Source organism: Caballeronia sp. LZ029 (assembly GCF_031451275.1).
Taxonomy (GTDB): Bacteria; Pseudomonadota; Gammaproteobacteria; order Burkholderiales; family Burkholderiaceae; genus Caballeronia; species Caballeronia jiangsuensis.
In genome coordinates this window covers 2,862,117-2,868,485 of record NZ_JARUXO010000001.1, presented here as the reverse complement: position 1 = coordinate 2,868,485, position 6,369 = coordinate 2,862,117, and the positions used below count along the sequence as shown (strand labels likewise).

The following is a 6,369-nucleotide window of genomic DNA, read 5'->3' as shown; positions in this document are numbered from 1 at the left end:
GTGGCCGCCTTCGTCCTGCACTTTCGCGAGCAGAATCGCCTTGCGCTTGAGGCTCGGCGCGCGGCTGATCCAGTTGCCCTCGGGCTGCATGCCGATGATCTCCGAGTGCGCATGCTGCGAAATCTGCCGCACCAGCGTCTTGCGATAGGCTTCGGGCATCCAGTCCTGCGGCTCGATCTTGCCGTCGGCCTGCATCACCGCGTCGAAGCGGGTTTGGTCGGGGGATGAGGCGGACGGGTCCGCGTCTGTGGCCTGCGTGGGGCTCGGGAGGTCGAGGGATTGGGTGTACATGCGGGGCTCGCTCCTGGATAGTCGCTGTCCGGCGATTATAAACCGACCGGACGGTCGGTAAATAAATTTTTGAGATGTACTCGGGTAACTCCGCATGAATGAGGCGCGCAGAAACGCGCGCGAATCCACGCGCTATTCAATCTAGTGCAGACGAAGGAGGCTTGCCGGACGGCGAGAGAAACGAAAAGAGGCGGCGATGAATCGCCGCCTCTTTGAAAAGGAGGGAAAGCGCGCGCTTATCGCGTCTGTTGCGCGGCGAAATCTTCCGCGTCGACGTCATAGCCCGACGGCTCCCAGCGCACCGCGAGCAGCGCGACGAGCCCCGCGAGCGGCGCGACGGCGATGATCCAGAACACTTTCGTGCCGAGCGCCGCCGACAAGACGGGGAACAGGAACAGCGAGACCGTCGAACTGGCGCGCATCAGCGTCTGATTGAAACCGACGCCGACGCCGCGCAGCGAAGTCGGATAGCTCAACGACGCGAACGTCATGCTGTGCGATCCCGGCCCGACGCCTTGCCCGAGCAGGAACGCGGCGAGAAACGCGATTGCGATCACGACTTCGGCGCCCGTCGACGGTTTCCCGACGACCGCGAGCCCGATGAGCGCCGCCAGTTGAAACGCGTAGCCGACGACCGACAGTTTCCACGCGCCGTACTTCGGCACCGTGCGCACGGAGAACAGCCCGCCCGCGAACGCGAAGCACAGATTCAGCGCGAGCGACGCGAGAATCGTGGTGAGCATCGATTGCGCGAGGAAGCTGGAGATGATGACCGGCAAACCGAACGCGACGGCGTTATACGCGAACGACGACGCAATCGCGATGACGGTCGCCAGCACCGTCCGGCGCAGATAAACGCCGCGCAGCAGCGCGCCGTAGTTGCTCCACGTCGCGCGACGGGCCTTGGGCGGCGCGATGGCGGTTTCGTCGACGCGGGCATCGATGCCGTAAGAACGTTTCAGGATCGCGGCCGCGCCCTTGAGATCGCCCTGATTCGCGGCCCAGACGGGCGATTCACTCATGTAACGGCTGCGGATCGCGATGATCGCGATCGCCGGCACCGCGCCGAAGCCGAGAATCAGACGCCAGAGCCAGCCCGCGTTGTGCTCGGGCAGGACCGCGTACAAACCGAGCACGAGCAGATACGAGACGCTGATCGCCGCATACCAGACCGGACACCACATCGCGACGCGCGCCGCTTTGTTGCCGCGGCCCTGCAGGCGCGAAAACTCCGCGAGAAACGCCATCGCGACGGGCAGGTCGATGCCGACGCCCAGTCCCATCACGAAGCGCGCCCCGCCGAGCACCCAGGCGTTGGGCGCGAGCGCGCAGGCGATCGCCGCGACGACGAAGAAGAACATGTCGGCCATGAAGACGCGATAGCGTCCGACCTTGTCGGTGAGATAGCCGCCGAGAAACGCGCCGATGATCGCGCCGAGCGTGATCGCGGCAGCGACGAAACCGGTACCAGTCGGCGTCAGCGAAAACTCGCGGGCGATGTCCTTCATGCCGAACGCGAGTGCGCCGAGATCGTAGGCATCGAGAAAAATCCCGCCCAGCGCGATGGCGACGACGACGCGCGCATCGCTGCCGATCGCCGCGCCGCTATTGACGAGACTGGAGACATCGGCGGGACTTTTGATGACGGGCCGCGCATCGTTGGCGGCAGCGCCGACGACAGCGCGTTCGGGCGCGAGAGAAACGGACATGATCGGGCTAGTTCGGTAAAAAGTTGTCGATGCAACGAATCGACGGATCGTACTGGCCCGAACGCAGCCGGCCAAATTCTTTTTTGTTATTTAATGACTTACGACGGGTCTGCAATGCTTTTCGCCCGCGCTGCGGCCGGTGCGAAGCCGTCGCGGCCACGCGCGATGCGACAATGTCGCTCCGTTCCGCTTCTTCCATTTGGACATGTCGTCAGTTGAAAACATCGAATCGGTGAGTGTCGCGGTGATCGGCGGAGGGCCGGCCGGGCTCATGGCCGCCGAAGCGCTCGCGACAGGCGGCGCGCGTGTCGATGTGTTCGACGCGATGCCGTCCGTCGGGCGGAAATTCCTGATGGCCGGCAAGGGCGGCATGAACCTCACGCATTCCGAGCCCGCCGACGCGTTTCTCGCCCGCTACGGCGCGCGAAGCCCGGACATCGCGCCGCTGCTCGCGCGCTTCGACGCGGGCGGGTTGCGAGAGTGGGTGCACGGCCTCGGCGTCGAGACCTTCGTCGGCAGTTCGGGCCGCGTGTTTCCCACCGACATGAAAGCCGCGCCGATGCTGCGTGCGTGGCTGCATCGGCTGCGCGCGTCGGGCGTGACGCTTCATATGCGGCATCGCTGGCTCGGCTGGGCCGACGAAGACACATCGATATCCCGTTTCGCGACGCCATCGGGCGAAAAGCTCGTCCGGCACGACGCGCTCGTGCTCGCGCTCGGCGGCGCAAGCTGGCCGCAACTCGGCTCGGACGGCCGCGCGCTGCCGGTGCTCGCGGCGCGCGGCGTGCCCGTTCGGCCTTTCGTGCCGACGAATTGCGGTTTCGACGTCGCCTGGAGCGAGCATTTCAGCAGCCGCTTCGCCGGCGAACCGCTCAAATCCGTGGCGATCGGTTTGCCGCGTGTAGACGGCACGCCCGAATCGCGCGTCGGCGAATGTCTGATCACCGATCAGGGCATCGAGGGGAGTCTGATTTACGCATTGTCGGCGCCGATCCGCGATCGGATCGCCGAAAGCGACGGCGCGGGCACGACGATCCTGCTGGACCTCGCGCCGCAAATTTCAGTCGAGCGCGTGCGTGACGAGGTGCTGCATCCACGCGGGGCGCGATCGATTTCGAGCCATCTTCAAAGCCGCTTGCATCTGACGGGCGTGAAGGCGGGTTTGCTGCGCGAGTGCGTGAGCAAGGGCGAATTCGCGGATCTGGATACGCTCGCCGCGCGGATCAAGGCGGTGCCGTTGCGCCTCCTGCGACCACGTCCCATCGAGGAAGTCATCAGCAGCGCGGGCGGCGTCGAATTCGAAGCGCTCGACGCGCGCTCGATGATCCGCGCGCTTCCTGGCGTGTTTTGCGCGGGCGAAATGCTCGACTGGGAAGCGCCGACCGGCGGCTATTTGCTGACGGCGTGTTTCGCGAGCGGACTTGTCGCGGGGGAAGGCGCGCTCGCGTGGCTCGCCGAGCGCGCGTAGAGAACTTATGCGGCGACGAGCCGCCACAGCGACGTCACTTCCGCCGAGCGCGCGCCGTGCAGCGGATCGGACTTGTCGCTCGCGCGCGGATGATGCGGCTTGACGTCGATGCGTCCATCCACCTTCAGGCCGGCCTTGTCGATCCATTCCTGCAACTGGGCGCGCGTGCGCAGTCCGAGATGCTCCGCAAAGTCCGACAGGATGAGCCAGCCTTCGCCGCCCGGTGTCAGATGCGCGGCGAGGCCGTCGAGAAAACCGCGCAGCATACGGCTTTCCGGATCATAGATTGCGTGTTCGATCGTCGCGCTCGGCCTTGCGGGCAGCCAAGGCGGATTGCAGACGATCAGCGGCGCGCGGCCGTCCGGAAACATGTCGGTCTCGACGATTTCGACCTGGCGATCGAGCCCCAGCCGCCCGATGTTCTCCCGCGCGCAATCGAGCGCACGAGCATCGACGTCGGTCGCGACGATTCGCCCGACGCCGCGCCGCGCGAGCACCGCCGAAAGCACGCCGGTCCCGGTGCCGATATCGAACGCCAGTTCTTTCGACGGAAGCGGCTGATTCGCGACCAGATCGACGTATTCGCCCCGAACCGGCGAGAACACGCCGTAATAGGGATGAATCCTCCCGCCGACCGCGCCGATTTCGACGCCTTTCTTGCGCCACTCGTGCGCGCCGACCAGCCCCAGCACTTCACGCAAGGACACGACCGACTGCTCATCCGTCGGCGGTCCGTAAGCCTCCTCGCACGCCTCACGCACATCGGGCGCGCGACGTAGCGGGATCGTGTACTGCCCGTCGAGCGGAAGCATCAGCATCGCAAGGGTACGCGCGCGTTGCGATTGCGCGAGGCGATGCAGATTGAAAGCATCGACCGGCGATGGCTCCGTCGCGTGCTTTTTTGCCTTGCGGGGCTTGTTGTCGATGCGGCGCGCCATCGCCTGCAGCAGTTGCCGGGCGTTCTGGAAATCTCCGCGCCAGAGAATCGCCGTGCCTTCGCAGGCGAGCCGGTATGCGTGGTCGGCGGTCATCTGGTCATGTCCGATGACGACGCGCTTCGCGGGCGGATTGCCGCTTTCCGATCTCCAGCGGGCGGAGCGGCTTTCGCCGTCCTCGTCCCAGGTGAGTTGTTGCGGTGCTGAGTTTTTCGATTGCATATCTAATCTATATAGATGCCTGATGCGGGAGTCGGCGCGCCGGCGAAGAATGAAGTGGCTGCATTGTGAGGCTATTCGGGGTGCGTCGCAGCGGCTTGTTCGCGTTCAGGGCGATCCGGCGGCGCGAGCGTTGTGACACTTCAGGCACAATCGAGCCTTTTCCGCACGCCATCGCCGAATGAAACTCCGAGTTCTCGCCGCGATCTGCGCGGCCGCGCTTGTCGCGCAGGTCAATTTCGCGCCGCACGCATTCGCCGCCGACGCCACCGAAGCGCCCGCCAACGAACATTGGGTCAGTGCGTGGGGCACGGCGCTGCAGTCGATTCCGCAACTGGCGAATCTGCCGCCGCTGTATCGCGCGCCGGATGTCGCGGGTCGCACCGTCCGTCAGCTGATTTATCCGCAACTGGACGGCAAACGGATGCGCCTGCGCATCAGCAATCTGTATGGGACCGAGCCGCTCGTCGTCGAATCGATGACCGTCGCGCGTGCCGTCGCCGGCGACAGTGCCGCGATTCGCGCGGGAAGCGCACGTCCGGTGCTGTTCGGCGGACGCAAGAGCGTGACCGTCGCGCCGGGCGCCCAGGCCACGAGCGATGCGGTCAGTTTCGATGCCGACGCCTACCAGCCCGTGGCCGTCAGCATGTTCATGGGGAAGGATCAGAAGCTTGTCGCCTGGCATCGCGTGTCGAGCCAGGTGAACTACATCTCGACGCCGGGCGACCGCACCGAAGATGCATCGGCGGGCGCATTCCGCACGCGCTTCACCCAATTCGCGTGGCTGACCAATGTGATGGTCGAAAGCCCATCGGCGCAGGCGATCGTCGCGATCGGCGATTCGATCACCGATGGCATGCGCTCTTCAGTCAATGCCAATCGGCGCTGGCCCGATGCGCTCGCGAAACAGGTGGCGCGCAAAGTCGGCGGGCAGACGGTCGTAGTGAATGCGGGCATCAGCGGGAATCGGCTGTTGAGCAACTCGCCGTGCTACGGCGAGGCGGTGGTCAGCCGCTTCGAGCGCGACGCGCTGCGTCAGCCGGGCGTGCGCGCGATCATCGTGCTGATCGGCATCAACGACATCAATTTCATGGCGATGCCGGCGCACGCCGGACTCGATTGCGACGCGCCGCACACCGAAGTCAACGCCGATGCGCTCGTGCGCGGGTATCAGCGGCTGATCGCGCAGGCGCACCAGCGCGGCATCAAGATCTACGGCGCGACGCTGACGCCGGCCTCGCTGCCGCCAGAGCGAGAAGCGATCCGCACGGCCGTCAACGAATCGATCCGATCGAGCAAGGCGTTCGATGGCGTGATTGACTTCGATCAGGCGCTGCGCGATCCCGCGCGCCCGAGCGTGCTCCAACGCCGATATGACAGCGGCGATCACATCCACCCGAGCGACGCGGGCTACGCGGCGATGGCGGCGGCAGTGCCGATGGAGTTCGTCTCAGGGCCGACGAAAGCGATGCATTGAAGCAGCCGCCAAAAAAAGTTGGTTCATCACCTTGTCATTCGAGTCTGCTTGACCTAATATTCAGCCCCTCGTCGCAAGACGACGGGCCGTCGAGCGAAACAGACGGCCTCCGAAGTCGGCAGATTTTGAAGCAAAAGCTAAAAAATACTGTTGACAAGGAGAAAAAGATTCTTCATAATCTCGTTTCTCTGCTGCTGATGCAGCGACGCAAGACGGAAGTTGAGGTGGTAGTGCTCTTGCGATGTGCTCTTTAAAAACTAACAGCCGATA

General features: G+C 64.8%; 7 protein-coding genes. 2 read left to right on the top strand and 5 right to left on the bottom strand.

Going from position 1 to position 6,369, the window contains the following annotated elements; translation table 11 throughout:
- From QCE73_RS13510 to QCE73_RS13500, 3 genes are all read right to left on the bottom strand, one after another.
- Window positions 1-291: Phenylacetic acid catabolic protein (locus QCE73_RS13510; protein WP_309880452.1), on the bottom strand; the 291-nt coding region annotated here is incomplete at its 3' end.
- 236 nt (window positions 292-527) lie between these two features.
- Window positions 528-2,000: an MFS transporter gene (locus QCE73_RS13505; RefSeq protein WP_309881603.1), complete on the bottom strand. Its 1,473-nt coding sequence runs from the start codon at window positions 1,998-2,000 to the stop codon at window positions 528-530.
- Window positions 2,001-2,007: 7 nt separating this feature from the next.
- Window positions 2,008-2,199 (bottom strand): hypothetical protein, encoded by a 192-nt coding sequence (locus QCE73_RS13500; RefSeq protein ID WP_309881601.1) that lies wholly within the window; start codon window positions 2,197-2,199, stop codon window positions 2,008-2,010.
- A 6-nt stretch (window positions 2,200-2,205) separates the two neighbouring features.
- Between QCE73_RS13500 and QCE73_RS13495 the strand changes: the two genes are divergently transcribed.
- A complete protein-coding gene (locus QCE73_RS13495) occupies window positions 2,206-3,468 on the top strand; it encodes a TIGR03862 family flavoprotein (protein ID WP_309881600.1) in 1,263 nt (420 codons plus the stop codon).
- Between the two features lie 5 nt (window positions 3,469-3,473).
- On the opposite strand, the gene QCE73_RS13490 is transcribed toward QCE73_RS13495, so the two are convergent.
- Entirely contained in the window at window positions 3,474-4,625 is a 1,152-nt protein-coding gene (locus QCE73_RS13490) for a class I SAM-dependent methyltransferase (RefSeq protein ID WP_309881598.1), read from the bottom strand.
- Window positions 4,626-4,803: 178 nt separating this feature from the next.
- On the opposite strand from QCE73_RS13490, the gene QCE73_RS13485 reads away from it, so the two are divergent.
- Window positions 4,804-6,099 (top strand): SGNH/GDSL hydrolase family protein, encoded by a 1,296-nt coding sequence (locus QCE73_RS13485; RefSeq protein WP_309881596.1) that lies wholly within the window; start codon window positions 4,804-4,806, stop codon window positions 6,097-6,099.
- A gap of 60 nt (window positions 6,100-6,159) precedes the next feature.
- Here the strand turns inward: QCE73_RS13485 and QCE73_RS13480 are convergent.
- Window positions 6,160-6,369 (bottom strand): hypothetical protein (locus tag QCE73_RS13480; RefSeq protein WP_309881594.1); only part of this gene is annotated, 210 nt, incomplete at its 5' end.